The sequence below is a fragment of the Pseudochelatococcus lubricantis genome (genome assembly GCF_011762225.1).
Lineage (GTDB): Bacteria > Pseudomonadota > Alphaproteobacteria > Rhizobiales > Beijerinckiaceae > Pseudochelatococcus > Pseudochelatococcus lubricantis.
The window spans coordinates 115,102-129,598 of record NZ_JAASQI010000007.1; the positions used below are offsets into that span (position 1 = coordinate 115,102).

Annotated in this window: 14 protein-coding genes; 8 read left to right on the forward strand and 6 right to left on the reverse strand. The window is 63.1% G+C overall.

Going from position 1 to position 14,497, the window contains the following annotated elements; translation table 11 throughout:
* Positions 1 to 31 precede the first annotated feature (31 nt).
* A complete protein-coding gene (locus FHS82_RS14675; RefSeq protein ID WP_166954160.1) occupies positions 32 to 631 on the reverse strand; it encodes a TetR/AcrR family transcriptional regulator in 600 nt (199 codons plus the stop codon).
* 169 nt (positions 632 to 800) lie between these two features.
* Here FHS82_RS14675 and FHS82_RS14680 point away from each other — a divergent pair, with 169 nt between their 5' ends.
* On the forward strand, positions 801 to 1,199 hold the full coding sequence (locus FHS82_RS14680; protein WP_166954162.1) for a RidA family protein: 399 nt from the start codon (positions 801 to 803) through the stop codon (positions 1,197 to 1,199).
* A gap of 146 nt (positions 1,200 to 1,345) precedes the next feature.
* On the opposite strand, the gene FHS82_RS14685 is transcribed toward FHS82_RS14680, so the two are convergent.
* Genes FHS82_RS14685 through FHS82_RS14700 form a run of 4 tightly spaced genes read right to left on the reverse strand, consistent with a single transcriptional unit; the run spans position 1,346 to position 5,325 of the window.
* Complete coding sequence (locus FHS82_RS14685; protein ID WP_166954164.1) at positions 1,346 to 2,176, reverse strand: ABC transporter ATP-binding protein; 831 nt, start codon at positions 2,174 to 2,176, stop codon at positions 1,346 to 1,348.
* Between the two features lie 43 nt (positions 2,177 to 2,219).
* Positions 2,220 to 3,257 carry a FecCD family ABC transporter permease gene (locus FHS82_RS14690; protein ID WP_166954166.1) on the reverse strand — a complete coding sequence of 346 codons (1,038 nt, stop codon included), beginning with the start codon at positions 3,255 to 3,257 and terminating at the stop codon, positions 2,220 to 2,222.
* Positions 3,257 to 4,315, reverse strand: coding sequence for a FecCD family ABC transporter permease (locus tag FHS82_RS14695; RefSeq protein ID WP_166954168.1), 1,059 nt, complete (start codon positions 4,313 to 4,315; stop codon positions 3,257 to 3,259). The genes FHS82_RS14690 and FHS82_RS14695 overlap by 1 nt, the downstream gene beginning before the upstream one ends.
* Entirely contained in the window at positions 4,312 to 5,325 is a 1,014-nt protein-coding gene (locus tag FHS82_RS14700) for an iron-siderophore ABC transporter substrate-binding protein (RefSeq protein WP_166954170.1), read from the reverse strand. Before FHS82_RS14700 ends, FHS82_RS14695 begins: the two co-directional genes overlap by 4 nt.
* Before the next feature lie 352 nt (positions 5,326 to 5,677).
* On the opposite strand from FHS82_RS14700, the gene FHS82_RS14705 reads away from it, so the two are divergent.
* Positions 5,678 to 7,801, forward strand: coding sequence for a TonB-dependent siderophore receptor (locus tag FHS82_RS14705; RefSeq protein WP_166954172.1), 2,124 nt, complete (start codon positions 5,678 to 5,680; stop codon positions 7,799 to 7,801).
* Between the two features lie 84 nt (positions 7,802 to 7,885).
* Here FHS82_RS14705 and FHS82_RS14710 read toward each other — a convergent pair whose 3' ends face one another.
* Entirely contained in the window at positions 7,886 to 8,779 is an 894-nt protein-coding gene (locus tag FHS82_RS14710; RefSeq protein ID WP_208394265.1) for a helix-turn-helix domain-containing protein, read from the reverse strand.
* A gap of 381 nt (positions 8,780 to 9,160) precedes the next feature.
* Here FHS82_RS14710 and FHS82_RS14715 point away from each other — a divergent pair, with 381 nt between their 5' ends.
* From FHS82_RS14715 to FHS82_RS14740, 6 genes are all read left to right on the forward strand, one after another.
* The gene (locus tag FHS82_RS14715; protein WP_166954174.1) at positions 9,161 to 9,442 is read left to right on the forward strand and encodes a DeoR family transcriptional regulator; all 282 of its coding nucleotides are present in this window, start codon (positions 9,161 to 9,163) and stop codon (positions 9,440 to 9,442) included.
* 226 nt (positions 9,443 to 9,668) lie between these two features.
* The gene (locus FHS82_RS14720) at positions 9,669 to 10,691 is read left to right on the forward strand and encodes a substrate-binding domain-containing protein (RefSeq protein WP_246225358.1); all 1,023 of its coding nucleotides are present in this window, start codon (positions 9,669 to 9,671) and stop codon (positions 10,689 to 10,691) included.
* 42 nt (positions 10,692 to 10,733) lie between these two features.
* Entirely contained in the window at positions 10,734 to 11,747 is a 1,014-nt protein-coding gene (locus FHS82_RS14725; RefSeq protein ID WP_166954178.1) for an ABC transporter substrate-binding protein, read from the forward strand.
* Positions 11,748 to 11,812: 65 nt separating this feature from the next.
* Entirely contained in the window at positions 11,813 to 12,625 is an 813-nt protein-coding gene (locus FHS82_RS14730) for an ABC transporter permease subunit (protein ID WP_166954180.1), read from the forward strand.
* A 1-nt stretch (position 12,626) separates the two neighbouring features.
* Positions 12,627 to 13,421, forward strand: a complete 795-nt coding sequence (locus FHS82_RS14735; RefSeq protein WP_166954182.1) for an ABC transporter permease — start codon at positions 12,627 to 12,629, stop codon at positions 13,419 to 13,421.
* Entirely contained in the window at positions 13,418 to 14,497 is a 1,080-nt protein-coding gene (locus tag FHS82_RS14740; RefSeq protein WP_166954184.1) for an ABC transporter ATP-binding protein, read from the forward strand. Before FHS82_RS14735 ends, FHS82_RS14740 begins: the two co-directional genes overlap by 4 nt.

The following is a 14,497-nucleotide window of genomic DNA, read 5'->3' on the forward strand; positions in this document are numbered from 1 at the left end:
ACGGTCTTATTCCGTCAGAGCGTCTGGCGTTTTAACCCGTTTGCTTCGCCAGCAAGCCTGCCGCCATGAGCTGAAACGCCTCAACGGCTTTGGGCAAAGCCGATCGTGGCTCATCGCTCGCGGCCACCCACAGGGCCGCGTTCAGCGCCGCGCCGTGGAGAAGGCGCGCTGCGGCGTCAACGTCGACGGGCTTGAGGATGCCCGTGGCGATCAAGCGGGCGACGGCCTGTTTCGTCATTTGCAAACAGGCATTCTGGCTTGGCCATTGCGACGGATCGCCGAGGAAAGCAGGCCCGTCCAGCAACACAATCCGCTGCACTTCGGGGTCGAGCGCCATCTCGATATAGGCCGCCCCCTCGGCGAGCATCCCCTCCCAATCGTTCCCCGTTGCGGCACCGGCCTCTTGCGCGCGCCTGGCCATCTCGCCATCGACCTGGGCGACAACGGTGGCAAGCAGTCCCCTCTTGTCGCCGAAGTTGTGGTAGAGCGCCCCGCGGGTGAGGCCGACATCCGCAGTCAACTCGTCCATCGAGGCCGCAGCAAAACCCTTCTCGGCAAAAGCCTTGCGCGCGGCCGAGATCAGCCTGACACGGTTCTCCTCCATCATTTCGATGCGGCGCTTCGGAGCCATGATTCACTTTCATTTCAGATACGCAACGTATTTGATTTGACATGCGTCTCGTATGTGAGATTATACGGCATACGCAGCGTATATCAAATCACATTACCTCTTGTAAGTCCCGACCGGCGGTAGCCAAGCCGGTTTCACGCGGGACAGCAGTATCTGAAAGGACCATGACATGACGCAACGCGAGGCTGTTTTCCCTGCAAACCGCCATGCCCTCTACGAGGCACACGGCTATTCGGCCGCGATCCGCTCCGGCGATCTGCTGTTTGTTTCCGGTCAGGTCGGCAGCCGCTCCGACGGCTCGCCGGAACCGGACTTTGCAGCCCAGGTTCGGCAGGCTTTCGCCAATCTGAAGGCGACGCTTGCGGCAGGGGGCTGCACCTTCGACGACATCGTCGATGTGACGACCTTCCACACCGATCCCGAGAACCAGTTCGAAACCGTCATGGCCGTGAAGAACGAGGCATTTTCCCGCGCGCCCTATCCGAACTGGACCGCGGTCGGTGTCAACTGGCTTGCCGGCTTCGACTTCGAAATCAAGGTCATTGCCCGCATTCCCGACAAGGCGTAAGCCGCCGCGGCCCGGCGGCGGTTTTCCATAAACGGATGCCGGACCTGCGCTTTTCGCGGAAGCGGAAGTTCCATGGCATTCGAGCATGGCCGCCCGATCGCGAACCTCGGCATGCAATCCGGCGTCAAGGCTCGCCCACACCTGACCTAACCTGCCGGCGGGATCGTGGAAACCTGCTCTGTCACCATTCGGTGGCGGCCGATCGGAAGCATGATCGGCCTCCCCGAGGTCGGATCGACGATGATGCGACTTTCGAGGCCGAAAACCTCTCGCACATGCTGTTCCGTCAGCACGTCTTCCGGCTTGCCGGAGACGTGCAGGCGCCCGCCCGCCATGGCGACGAGGTGGTCCGCATAGCGCGCCGCCAGGTTGAGATCGTGCAGGACCATGACGACCGTGGTGCCGCGCGCCCGATTCAGATCCGTCAGAAGATCCAGAACCTCGATCTGATGACTGATGTCGAGAAATGTTGTCGGCTCGTCCAGCAGCAATATCTCCGTCTGCTGCGCCAGCGCCATGGCGATCCATACACGCTGGCGCTGGCCGCCGGAAAGTTCGTCCACCGGTCGCTCCGCGAGGGCGACGGTTTTGGTCGCCACGAGTGCCGCCGCTACGGCTTCGTCGTCCTTGCGCGTCCAGCGCGAGAACAGGCCCTGATGAGGGTGCCTGCCGCGGCTGACGAGATCGGCAACCGTAATGCCCTCCGGAGCGACGGGAGACTGGGGAAGCAGGCCCAGTGTCCGCGCCAGTTCCCGCGATGGAATGCGGTGGATCGACTTGCCGTCGAGCAGCACCTGCCCCTGACGCGGCGAGATGAGCCGGGACATCGTGCGCAAGAGCGTGGACTTGCCGCACGCATTGGCGCCGACGATCGCGGTGATCTTGCCCGGCGGCACGGCAAGATCAAGCCCGCGTAAAATGTCGGTGTCGCCATAACCGGCGGAAACCCGGTTGGCGACAAGGGAGCAAGCAGTCATCGGATAAGCGGTCATCGGATAAGCGGTCGTGGCAAGTTGGCGGTCATGGCGAGTTGGCTGTCCGGTTGGCGCGGACGATCAGGAAAATCAGATACGGCGCTCCCAATGCGCCGGTAACGACACCCACCGGATAGCGGCTCGGCAACAGGAACTGGCCGCAGTAGTCCCCCGCCAGCACAAGCATTGCGCCGATCAGCGCGGACGGGATCAGCAACGATCCGTTGTTTTCCATAATGCGGGCCGCGATTGGTCCCGACAGGAACGCGACAAACGCGATCGGCCCCGCCACCGCCGTTGCGGAGGCGATCATGCCGACCGCCGCAACGATGACCATGACGCGGGTCCTTACGACCCCTACCCCCAGCGCCGCGGCAGTGTCGTCGCCCAGCTTCAGCGCGTCAAGGTCCCGCGCGCGGCTTGCCAGCAGCCCGCCGAAGGCAACCACCGCCAGCACGAGCGGAAGCGCGTCGCTCAATTGCGCGCCATTGACGCTGCCTGTCAGCCAGCGCATCGCCTCCTGCAGGGTCCAGGCCGGGGCGCGGGAAAGGACATAGGCGATGAAGCTGTCCAGCATCGCCGAAACGCCGATCCCGACAAGGATAAGCCGCATGCCCGCAACGCCGTTTCTGAATGAAAGAGCATAAACCAGCAACGCCACCCCCAGACCGGCCGCGACGGCAATGACCGAAACCAGAGGCCCCTTCAGCGATAGAACGACGATGGCAAACACCGCCGCCGCGCTGGCGCCGGAGCTGATGCCGATGATGTCCGGGCTGGCGAGAGGATTGCGCAGCATGATCTGGAAGGCCACCCCGCCAAGGCCGAAGCTCAGTCCCGCGAGGATCGACAGAACCGCCCTCGGCAGCCGCAATTGCCCGACGGTAAAGCTCGCGCCCGCCACCTGCTCCCCAAGCAGCACGCGAATGACGTCTTCAGGCGGTGTGAAGGACTGCCCCAGCAGCAGCGTCAGGGCGAACATCGCCACGAGCAGGACCGCCAGGACGCCGATCACAAGGCTGCGCCTGCGTGCGCGCCGGCGGCGATTGTCGATGATGGAGTCGAGGGTGGGAGAAAGCAACATCACAACTCGTGAACCCGCTGGCGTCTGACCATCCAGATGAAGACCGGCGCTCCGACGAAGGCGGTGACGATGCCGACGTCGAGTTCGGCGGGACGCGCAATGATGCGCCCGACGATATCGGCGGCCAGAAGCAGGCAAGCGCCACCCAGTGCCGAGAAAGGCAGGAGCCAGCGGTGATCGACCCCCACCAGCAAGCGGCCCAGGTGCGGCACGACCAGCCCCAGAAAGCCGATCGGCCCGCAAATCGCCGTGGTTGCCCCGCACAGCAGAACCGCGCCAAGCGCTGCAACGGCGCGAGCCATGGCGACGCGCTCGCCGAGCCCGGCGGCCAGTTCGTCGCCCAGGGCGAGAGAATTCAACCTCCGGGCCGACAGCAGACCGATGGCAAAACCCGCGGCGAGAAACGGCAGGACGTGGAAGATGCGGTCGAAAGTCGCTCCGCCCACACCGCCGATCTGCCACGAGCGGACGCCGCCCGCGATGTCGGCCCGCGGCAGCACGACGGCGATGACCAGCGAGGAAAAGGCGACCGAGGTCGCGGCGCCGGCAAGCGCCAGCTTGAGCGGGGTCGCCCCGCCCCGCCCGAGCGAGCCGATGACATACACGAACACGGCGGAGACGCCGGCTCCCAGAATGGCCGCAACGATATAGGCATGGGCGGAGGAGATGTCGAACCAGGCGATTCCGACAGCAACCGCCAGAGACGCACCCATGTTGACGCCGAGAATACCCGGATCGGCAAGCGGGTTGCGCGTCACGCCCTGCATGATCGCCCCGGCAAGGCCAAGCGCCGCACCGGCGAGCAGGGCCAGCAACGTTCGCGGAATACGGACGGCGACCGCAGCCTGGCCTATGTTGTCCACCTGACCGCCGAGAACCTGATTTTCAAGCGCGGCGACGATGTCGGCCCAAGGTATCGCGCGCGTGCCGATCGCAACCGACAGGGCGCACAGCGCGGCGAGGATCGCGACCAATGCAGCCAACGAGAGGCCGCGGGCGCGGCGCGATCTTTCGGGAACCGGGGCCCGGGCGGATGCTTCCGTGCGGCCGGCCGTCATCGGGATTTTCTGGCGGCTTCGCCCAGCAAGGACACATAATCCTTCAGCACCCACGGAATGGACAGCGGTGTCGGATTGGCTGCCGTGCCGAGCGGGTTTCGGCCGAGCATGACGATCGCATCCTTGCTGACGGCCGGCATCCTGGACAGCAGCGGATCGGCCCGCACGGCGTCGAGCAGCGGCTGGCTGCCGTAGGTCACGACGATATCGACATCGTCAAAGGCATCGACCCGCTCGGCGCTGACCTCCGCCGCGAACTGCCCCGGTCTCGTCGCTTCCAGGACGCTTTTCGGCGATTTCAGCCCCAGATCCGCGAAGAATTTCACCCGCGTATCGTTGGCGGTATAGAAACTGACGATGCTGAGATTGGTGGTGTCGAGATGCGTGACGAATATCGCCGACTTGCCCTCAAGCTCTGGATGACCGGCGGCTGCCCGGGCGATTTCTCCCTCGATGCGCGTGATGAGCGCTTCGCCTTCGGCCGCCATGCCCAGCCCCGCGCTGTTGAAGCGGATCATGCCGCGCCAGTCGGTCGCCCAGGCGGATTCGGGATAGGCGACGACCGGGGCGATCCGGCTCAGCGTGTCGTAGTCGGACTGGCTCAGGCCGGAGTAGGATGCCAGGATCACATCGGGTTTGGTGGCGGCGACAGCCTCGAAATCGATGCCGTCGCCTTCATCGAACAGCACGGGCTTGCCGGCGCCGGGTTTATCGGCGCCAAGCTCGGCCAGTCTCTCGGTCACCCACGGCAACAACCCGTCGCCGTCATCGTCACCGAAGTTGGCGGCGGCAAAGCCGACAGGCACGATACCGAGCGCCAGCGGAACCTCATGGTTCGCCCAGGCGACCGTCGCAACGCGCTCGGGTTTTTTCGCAATGGTCGTCGTACCGAGGGCGTGCCTGATGACGATGGGATAGGACGTGCCCTCCGCGGCCAGCGCGCCGCCGGAAGCGATGATCGAAAAGGCTGTGGCGATCAATATCACGGAAGAGCGAACGAACCGTAGCATTCGGCAGAAACTCCATGTCGTCCGAGGTGGCTTTTTAGTTTCAGGTTCACCGGCCGGCGTCAACTCCGGAGCCGGCCTCTTCCCGAAAAAGCCGTGAGATTTCCGTGGCTTTCTACAAAGGCGGGGAAATTTACAATACCCGGCGAGCACGCTCGGGTTAGCACGTATTCCGACATGATACCGAACGATCTCTATTGTTGTCCGCAATCCGGAAGGACGTCCCGGCCAGGTGGCCGGCCGCGCGAGACAACGGGCACGATACCGACGAGGGTTACCAGGCAGGCTTTTCGGTAAGGCCGGCACGCATTTTCAGACCGCCGGCGATAGCAACACCAATTTCTGGAAATTGACGATGAATTTCAAAAAAACGGGTGGATGCGGCAGACGGTCCATCAGCCACTATCGGAATGCGCTGCTCCTGGGTTGTGCGGCAATTGTCACCCTCACGCCATCCCGTCTGCTGGCCCAGGAGGCTGAGACGTCGGACACCGCCATCGTTCTCGACACGATCACCGTCGGGGGCACCCGCGCGGATGACGATCGGAGATCAATCGTCGCAACGCAGACGTCGAGCGGCAGCAAGCTGCCGGCGGCCATTCTGGATACGCCGGCCTCCGTCTCCGTGATCACCGCCAAGGAAATGCAGCAGCGCGGCGTTCAGAGCGTCGAGGATGCATTGAAATATACCGCCGGCGTGACCACGGATTACTACGGCTCGGACAACCGTTTCGACTTCTTCAAGATCAGGGGTTTCGACGCCCATATGTATCGCGACGGGCTGACACTGGGCCGCCCCTTCGGCGGGGTTAGGGAAGAGGTCTATGCCTTTGAACGCATCGAGGTCCTGAAGGGCGCGAACTCAACCGTCTTCGGCGTCGCGGACCCGGGCGGGGCGGTCAATTTCGTCACCAAACGGCCTAAAAATGAACGGTTCGGCGAAGCTTACCTCACGGGCGGATCGTTCAACCGCAAGGAAGTCGGTCTCGATTTCGGAGACAACATCACCCCCGACGGTAAATTTTCCTTCCGTGTTACCGGCATGGTCAGAGACGCGGATGATGAATATAAACATTCGCGGGATGACCAGCAGTTCTTCATGGGCGGCCTGACATGGCGCCCCAGCGACGCGACCAGCCTGACCGTCGTCTACGACTATCTCAACCGCGACGGCGTTCCCGGCAGCGGCGGGCATCCGGTGGGGTCGGATCTGAACAGAAGGCTGTTCTTCGGGGAGCCCGACTTCAACTATCGCGGCACGGACAGAAGCACTGTCAGCGTCATGTTCGACCACGATTTCGGCTCCGGCCTCAGCTTCAGCTCGAACGCGCGCTACAGCGATACCAAGACTGACTTCGGCTATGCCTACATCTCCGCCACGCCGACGAATGGCTCAACGCTCGTCAACCGGGCTTTCTTCGGCAACGACTACTCAAGCGAGCATTTCATCGCCGACGCGCGCTTGCAGTACGATGCGACTTTCAACAACATCAAAAGCCGCACCCTGGCCGGGGTAGAATATAACGACTTCCTGTCCAGCACCGATACGTATTGGGGGGCTGCGCCAAGTATCAATTGGCTCAATCCGATTTTTACGGGCCCGCCTGTTTCTCTTCCGCTTATCAGCAGCACGAAGAACGATCAGAAGACCAAGTCCGTCTATCTCCAGCAGGAGCTGACCATCGCGGAGAAACTGATCGCGACCGTCGGCTTGCGAAACGACTGGCTCGATCTGAAATCGACGAACCGGCTCACCGGCAGGCTGTCTGACGACGACGTCAGTGAGTTCACGAAGCGCATCGGCGTGACCTACAAGTGGACCGATCAGCTGGCGACGTACGCGAGCTACGCCGAGTCCGCCGCGCCTCCCACCATCGGCCTTGAGCCCGAGCGCGGCGAGCAGTTCGAACTAGGGATCAAGTATCAGCCCGATGCCTTCCCGGGTTTGTTCAGCGCCGCCATTTACGATCTCAGCAAAACCAATATCACGGTCACCAATCCGGCTACACTGATTCAGTCCACGATCGGCGAGGTGCGTGTTCGTGGCATCGACTTGGAGGCAAAGGCGGAGCTGATGAACAACATCAGCCTCACTGCCGCCTATTCGTATCTCGATGCCGAGATCGTCGACGATGGAAATGCCGGGAATAAGGGCAATCGTCCAAGCTTCGTGCCTCGACATACGGCTTCGCTCTGGCTCAACTACCTGTGGAAAGGCAGCGGCATTCGCGGCGACATGACGTTCGGCGTCGGCGGGCGCTATACGGGCTCGTATTACTTCAACGAGGCGAATACGGCGTCAACCGGAAGTAACTTCGTCGTCGATGCAGCCGTCAGCTACAAGGTCCGGGAAAGCACCTCGCTTGAACTCAACGTCAGCAATCTGTTTGACAGGAAACACGTTGCTTACGGCGGTTTCGGAGCGGACTGGTACAACCCTGGCCGCAGGATTTCGGCGACGCTGCGCCATACCTGGTGACGAAACCATCCCGCCCGCAGTCATTGCGGGCGGGATTCTTCCGCCCTTGACGGCCTTATCCGGCCGACAGGACTTCGCTCAAGATCAAGGCTGCTGCATCCGGCGCCATGCGGCGGGCGTTTCCCCGGCAATCCGCCGGAAGGCTTTCGTGAGATGAGCCTGATCGGAAAACCCGAGCTGGGCCGCTATATCCGCTATGGTCAGGTCGCTTTCCGCCAACAGCTTTTTCGCAACATCGATGCGTCTTTCAAGCTGCCATTGCAGCGGCGTTGTGCCGGTGGTCTGCTTGAAAACATTGGCGAACCAGCTCTCGGACAACCCCACCGTCGCGGCCATCTCCGCGACGGTCAGGCGGCAATCGTTGCAGGCGTTGATGCGCGAGACCAGCTTGTTCATCTGCGCCTGGGTGAGCCTGCCATTGGCCCGCTCGCTGCTGTTCTCGGGAATATCGAGAAGCCCGGCCACGATGCTGCCGACGAGGCTTTCGGCATAGACTGCATGTTTCGATGGATTCGACACTTCATTGACCAACAGGCTGGCCAGCATTTCGATGGCAACGATATCCTGAACTTCCACCGAGCGGCGCAATGCCGTGAGCGCACCCGAGGTGCCGACTGACGGCGACAGGAATTTCAACATCCGGTCCTTGTGAACGTGCAGATCCAGATGCGAGAAGCGATGTGAGGACGTGAAGCTGGTCCACAAGGGAACACCGGCAGGCACATAGATCGCGCGCGTCATGCGGCGATAATGCCTTTCGACTCCGCCTTCCTGGTTCGTCATCCGGATATGGGAGGACACGTCGTTGAAAAAGATCACGATGCGCGGGTCGGGAGACAGATAATAGGCTCTCGCCCCGGTTTCGCCTTCCGCATCCCAGAAGACGCTCATCAGCCCGTCAAGGCCGCGCCATTTGACGGGCGCGAGCGGCCGGATGCCTTCTGTATGGCAGGTCATGGAATGCTGATAGCCTAACATCTCCACTCAACCTTATCCATGGCATCACGGCCGCAAGCACCTGCATCTCGACGCGCCCGGTCACGGCCAGTTCTCCAGAAAGGGGTGGAACGGACGAGATGGGCTCGCGTTCCGGCAGTCCAGCTTTCCGGTGTATCCACTTGCCGCCTAAAGACAGAAGCCGGAAACGCCGGGTAATCATGAAAAAAGTCAGCACACTCCGCTCCGACCATTGCGGAAGCAGATATTTATATTGCCGAGAGAACTTATGCAACATATAAATAATACAGAAGCAAACTTTATGATAGTTATATTCTGCACTACTCTAAAATTACTATAATGTAAATTATTGAGCTGTTCTCGATGAAATGCTCTACAGCCGGCACGGCTTTGCCCTGTTTCGTGAAAGGCGGCAAGAACCGCAAGCTGGGCAGCGCCAAGCTCAGCATCGCCCGCCAGCGAAACATCCTTTCACTCATCTCCGGCCGCGAGAGTATCGTCGCCGAAGACCTCGCCGGCCGTTTCGGGATCTTCCAGGAAACGATCCGGCGCGATATCCGCACCCTGAAGGAAACCGGCCAGGTGCGCTGCGTCCACGGCGCCGGTGAGGTCTCCATGCCGGATGCGAACATCCGGAGCAATTCCGCCATGAATACCCTATCCATGATCACCAACAGCCTATAAAGCGTTTTCAAGCAAAGCGGATACCGGCTTGCGTGAAGAAAGCGCGTAATATCAAAAACTTATAGAATTTCGGCGTTTCAATGGAATGTCGAAATGCTATAGCCCACTGAAAACGACTGAAACACTGTCATTCAGGCAATAACAGCTTTTGCTAGGAGCCTTGCATCAGCGGCCGCACAGGTACGGCGCAGCGAGAGGCCGGGGCAAGGCGATGGGTTCATCGGAAATGACGATCCGCGACGTGGCGGCACGGGCAGGATGCTCGATTGCCACCGTGAGCCGTGTCATCACCGGCAACGGCCCTGTGAGCGAGGACATGCGCAAGCGCGTGGTCCAGGCCGCTCTGGAGGTTGGCTTCGCGATCGCGCGCGCCTTTCCCGAAACCCGTCCCATCATCAGCATTCTGATTCCCAGCCTGACCAATCCCGTCTTCGCCGTGGCTGTCGCCGGGGTCGAACAGCGGGCACGGTCGGCGGGGCTGTCCACCGTCCTCGGTCAATCGAATTACGACCCCGCGCAAGAAGAGGAGATCGTGACCGCGCTGATCGGCGAACGTCCCGTCGGGATGATCATGACAGTCTGCGATCCCGTCTCCAGCGTGGCGCTTCAGCGCGTTCGCAAGGCCGGGCTGCCCGTCGTGACGATCTACAACGAAGGCACGCCCGAGGGTGTCGGCGCGGTGTCGGTCGACAATCGCGGCGCCGTCCGCCGGATGACCGAGGAACTTCTGGCGCTCGGCCATCGCAACATCCTTTTCGTCGGCGGCCGGTTCGTCTCCTCCGACCGGTCGGCCCGCCGCTACGAAGGCTACCGCGACGCGATGACCGCGGCAGGACTGCAAACTGCCCCGGCGATCGAAGTCGACTTCATCGACGCCACGAAAGACATCGACCTCACGGAAGTCATCGCCGACCACAGACCTACCGCGATCATCGCCTCGAACGATCTCCTGGCGGTGACGGTAATCGGCTCGTTGCGCCGTGCCGGCCTGTCCATCCCGGAAGATGTATCCGTCGTCGGTTTCGACGGGATCGACTTCGCCCGGCATGTCTCGCCCAGGCTTTCGACGATCCAGCAACCTTCCCAGGCCATGGGCACGCTCGCCGCTTCCCTGCTCCTGGATATGGCCGCAGGGCACAAGCCCCCGCAACAGCTGCGGCCCGACGTCATCCCGCTCAGCGGGGAGACAATCGCACCGCCCCGGCAGTGCGGATTATCGACAGTCAACCAACCTCCCAAACCAGCCTGACTCCCACGCCAACCCAGTCCTCTTGATCGGAAGGTCCAGACCATGAAAGCCAGCCTCCTCTCGCTCGGCCTTGCCGCCGCCCTGAGCGTCTTCACCCTCGTTCCGCTTCAGGCCAAGGCCGCTGACGCGATCTGCTACAACTGCCCGCCGGAATGGGCGAACTGGGGCGAGATGCTGAACCGCATCCGCGCCGATCTCGGTATCGATATCCCGGGCGACAACAAGAATTCCGGCCAGGCCATCGCCCAGATCATCGCCGAAAAGGCAAGTCCCGTGGCCGATATCGCCTATCTCGGCATCAATGCCGGCATTTCCGCCGCCCAGCAGGATCTGGTCGAGGCCTGGAAACCGGCCCGCTTCGACGAGATTCCGGCAGGCCTGAAGCACCCCGACGGCCGCTGGTGGGCCGTTCATCAGGGGACGCTCGGCTTTTTCGTCAATGTCGACGCCCTGGGCGGCACGCCGGTGCCCGCTTGCTGGGCCGACCTGAAGAAGCCCGAATACAAGGGTCTGGTCGGCTATCTCGACCCGACTTCCGCGGCCGTCGGCTATGTCTCCGCCGTTGCCGTCAACACGGCGCTCGGCGGCTCGCTCGACAACTTCACCCCTGCCATCGACTACTTCAAGGCGCTGGCCGGCAACGGCGCGATCGCGACCAAGCAGACATCCTACGCCCGCGTCGTTTCCGGCGAGTTTCCGATCCTGCTGGACTACGATTTCAACGCCTATCGCGCCAAATACACCGAGAACGGAAACTTCCAGTTCGTTCTGCCCTGCGAAGGCTCGGTCACCTTCCCCTACGTCATGACCCTGGTAAAGGGCGCCCCGCACGCCGAGGCGGCGAAGAAGGTGCTTGATTACCTGCTTTCGGACAAAGGCCAGCTTTTCTGGAGCACCGCCTATCTGCGCCCCGCGCTGCCGGTCGAGATGCCGCAGGAAATCGCCGGGAAGTTCCTGCCGGCGAGCGAATACGAGCGCGCCAAGGCCATTGACTGGGCGCAGGCGCAGGCCGCGCAGGCCGCATTCTCCCAGCGCTACCTGTCTGAAGCGCGCTGACGGCCAACGTTGCCGGGGGAGGAGCGCGCTCCCCCGGCATCGCCCCTCACCGACCGGAGGCTCCCGTGCGCAGCAGACATTTCGACTTGTTGCTGATATTGCCGGCGGCGATTTTCACGCTGGCCTTTCTCATCCTTCCCCTCGCGCGGCTGACACTTGAGGCCGGGAGCGGACCGGGCGGCCTGGCGGGCTTCTTCGTCATCCTGACCGAAGCGCGCTTTCGCAACAGCCTGATCGTCACGCTGGTGCTGGCGATCGTCACCACGGTCGCGACACTCGCGGTCGCCACGGTCGCGGCGCAGACGCTCGCCCACAGGAAGTTCCCGGGGCGCGGCCTGCTGCTGTCGATGCTGACCTTCCCCCTCGCCTTTCCCGGCGTGGTGGTGGGCTTCATGATCATCCTTTTCGGCGGCCGGCTCGGACTCGTGGGCAGCGTCACGAAAAGCCTGATCGGCACCAACGTCGTTTTCGCCTATTCGTTGTTCGGCCTGTTTCTCGGCTACCTTTATTTTTCGGTGCCGCGCGTGTTGCTGACCATTCTCGCAGCCGCCGAAAAGCTCGACCCGTCGCTGGTCGAGGCGGCGCGTTCCCTCGGCGCCGGCCCGGTCGCGATCCAGCGCGATGTGGTGCTGCCCGCCCTGTTTCCGGCCATGTACACCGGCGGCGCGCTGTGTTTCGCCACGGCGATGGGCGCCTTCGGCACCGCCTTCACGCTGGCAACCAACATCGATGTCGTGCCCATGCTGATCTATACCGAGTTCACGCTGGCCACCAACGCCAGCATGGCCGCCGCCATCTCCATCGCTCTCGGACTCATCACCTGGGCCGCGCTCGTCGTCGCCCGCAGCCGCGCCATGCGCGACGTGAACGGAGGCTGACATGCGCATTCGCTGGACCACCTGCGCCGGGATCGTCATCACGGCCCTGCTCACCCTGTTCCTGATCGTTCCTGTGCTGCTGTCGGTATATGCCGGCCTGACCGTCAACTACGCACGCGGCATTTCGGCGGGCTTCACCCTCGACTGGGTCCGGCAGGTCTGGGGGCTCTATTCGGACACCGTCCTGCGCAGCCTCGTCGTCGCGCTGCTGACGCTCATCCTGACGCTGCTGATCGGCGTGCCCGGCGCCTATGCGCTGGTGCGCCGGGGCGGCCGCTTCGCCCGCATCGTCGAGGAGATCGTGACGCTGCCCGTCGCAATTCCGGGTCTGGCGCTCGCGCTCGCCATGATCCTTCTCTACGGCGGCTTCGGTGCGTTCCGGCAATCCACGCTGTTCGTCGTGATCGGGCACGTGCTCTTCACGCTGCCTTTCATGATGCGCTCGGTCATCGCCATTCTCGAAACCATCGACTGGCGGACGCTGGATGAAGGCGCGGCCAGCCTCGGTTCCCCGGCGTGGCGGCGTTTCGTGGATGTGATCCTGCCGAACGTGCGCCCCGGCATCGTGGCGGGCGCGCTCACCGTCGTCACCCTGTCCATCGGCGAATTCAACCTGACTTGGATGATGCATACGCCGATGACCAAGACCCTGCCCGTGGGGCTGGCCGATGCCTATGCGTCGATGCGTCTCGAAATCGCATCCGCCTATACGCTCGTCTTCCTCGTCATGGTGATCCCTCTGCTCGTCGGCGTGCAGGCCGTTGCGGACCTCTCGGAGAAACGGACAAAGTCATGAACGCCCACACCGCAAACCCGACGGCTGCCCGGCGCGGCTCGTCCATAACCACCCGCCGGCTGTCCAAGACGTTCAACGGCGTCACCGTGCTCCAGCCCACCGATCTCGAAATCCCCGCGGGCGAGATCCTCGTGCTGCTCGGGCCGTCCGGCTGCGGCAAGACCACGCTGCTGCGGCTGATCGCCGGCCTCGAACAGCCCGACGGCCCCGACATGATCCGCTTCGACGGCGAGGATGTCGGCGGCGTGCCCATCGAGAAGCGCAATGTCGGCATGGTGTTCCAGTCCTACGCCCTGTTCCCGAACATGACGGTTGCTGAAAACGTCGCCTACGGCCTGAAAATCCGCAGGATCGGGCGTGCGCAGCGCGAGGCTGAAACCCGCCGCCTGCTGGCGCTCGTGGGCATGGACGAATATGCGGATCGCCGCATCTCGGCCATCTCGGGCGGGCAGCGCCAGCGCACCGCGCTGGCCCGCGCCCTTGCCATCAAGCCGCGCGTCCTGCTCCTCGACGAGCCGCTCGCCGCGCTCGACGCCGTGCTGCGCGAGCGCCTGCGGGTCGAAATCGGCCTGCTGCTGCGCGAATTCGGCATCACGGCCGTCTATGTAACCCACGATCAGGCCGAGGCCATGGCCATCGGTGACCGCATCGCCGTCATGCAGCGCGGGCGCATTGCCCAGATCGGCGCGCCGCAGACGATCTACCACCGCCCCGCCAACGACTTCGTGGCCGATTTCGTCGGCACCATGAACCGGCTCGAAGGGCGCGTGGCCGGCGGGGTGCTGGCCATCGAGGGCGACGGCACCCACGCGCGCCTGGACGTCGGCGGCCCCGATCGCACGGCCGCGATCTGCTTCCGTCCCGAAGCCGCGCGGCTGTCGGCCGGTGAGGCCGCCGTTGCGGCGCGCGTCGTCGCCTCGACCTTTTTCGGTGCCACGCAACGTCTCGTCGCCGAGGTCGCGCCGGGCCGCAGGTTGCAGCTCGACCTGTCGTCCAGCCTGTCCTTCACGCCCGGCCAGATCGTCGCTTTCGATATCGATCCGCAGGCGATCATCGAGTTCCAGCAAGAAGCCTGA

Excerpts from the sequence above, each read along its gene's own strand:
- FHS82_RS14675 (WP_166954160.1), bottom strand. The coding sequence starts at position 631 with ATGGCTCCGAAGCGCCGCATCGAAATGATGGAGGAGAACCGTGTCAGG.
- FHS82_RS14680 (WP_166954162.1), top strand. The coding sequence starts at position 801 with ATGACGCAACGCGAGGCTGTTTTCCCTGCAAACCGCCATGCCCTCTAC.
- FHS82_RS14685 (WP_166954164.1), bottom strand. The coding sequence starts at position 2,176 with ATGACTGCTTGCTCCCTTGTCGCCAACCGGGTTTCCGCCGGTTATGGC.
- FHS82_RS14690 (WP_166954166.1), bottom strand. The coding sequence starts at position 3,257 with ATGTTGCTTTCTCCCACCCTCGACTCCATCATCGACAATCGCCGCCGG.
- FHS82_RS14695 (WP_166954168.1), bottom strand. The coding sequence starts at position 4,315 with ATGACGGCCGGCCGCACGGAAGCATCCGCCCGGGCCCCGGTTCCCGAA.
- FHS82_RS14700 (WP_166954170.1), bottom strand. The coding sequence starts at position 5,325 with ATGCTACGGTTCGTTCGCTCTTCCGTGATATTGATCGCCACAGCCTTT.
- FHS82_RS14705 (WP_166954172.1), top strand. The coding sequence starts at position 5,678 with ATGAATTTCAAAAAAACGGGTGGATGCGGCAGACGGTCCATCAGCCAC.
- FHS82_RS14710 (WP_208394265.1), bottom strand. The coding sequence starts at position 8,779 with ATGTTAGGCTATCAGCATTCCATGACCTGCCATACAGAAGGCATCCGG.
- FHS82_RS14720 (WP_246225358.1), top strand. The coding sequence starts at position 9,669 with ATGACGATCCGCGACGTGGCGGCACGGGCAGGATGCTCGATTGCCACC.
- FHS82_RS14725 (WP_166954178.1), top strand. The coding sequence starts at position 10,734 with ATGAAAGCCAGCCTCCTCTCGCTCGGCCTTGCCGCCGCCCTGAGCGTC.
- FHS82_RS14735 (WP_166954182.1), top strand. The coding sequence starts at position 12,627 with ATGCGCATTCGCTGGACCACCTGCGCCGGGATCGTCATCACGGCCCTG.
- FHS82_RS14740 (WP_166954184.1), top strand. The coding sequence starts at position 13,418 with ATGAACGCCCACACCGCAAACCCGACGGCTGCCCGGCGCGGCTCGTCC.